The following is a 382-nucleotide window of genomic DNA, read 5'->3' on the forward strand; positions in this document are numbered from 1 at the left end:
TGCCGGAATGGCCTTCCAACCGTGTTGACGAACTCCTGCCATGGAACGTAGCACTCACCAATAAATAAGCGTCAATACGGTGCTCCGTTGACGCTTACTTTAGGACAATGGGTTACCGCCGCAAGAAAAGGGCTCAATACACCAGGCTCCCGCACAGTGGCTGAGCTGGAATCTGAAGTTATGCAACTGCGTAAGGCTTTAAATGAAGCACGACTTGAGCGAGATATATTAAAAAAAGCAACAGCGTATTTTGCCCAGGAGTCGCTGAAAAATACGCGTTAGTCGAACAATGGCGACAACAATTCCCTGTTGAAGCGATGTGTCGGGTACCTGGTGTATCCAGGAGCGGTTATTACGACCGGGTACAGCATGCCCCCTCAGA

At 49.7% G+C, this 382-nt stretch carries 1 protein-coding gene and 1 pseudogene; both read left to right on the plus strand.

The genetic code is table 11. From position 1 onward, the window contains the following. Positions 1 to 68: hypothetical protein (locus BFF42_RS28435; protein WP_371261907.1), on the plus strand; the 68-nt coding region annotated here is incomplete at its 5' end. Positions 69 to 96: 28 nt separating this feature from the next. Next, positions 97 to 382 (plus strand): annotated as a pseudogene (locus BFF42_RS21250) (IS3 family transposase); the annotation flags it as partial.

The organism is Shigella sp. FC1661 (assembly GCF_001712525.1).
In the GTDB taxonomy this organism is placed as follows: Bacteria; Pseudomonadota; Gammaproteobacteria; order Enterobacterales; family Enterobacteriaceae; genus Escherichia; species Escherichia coli.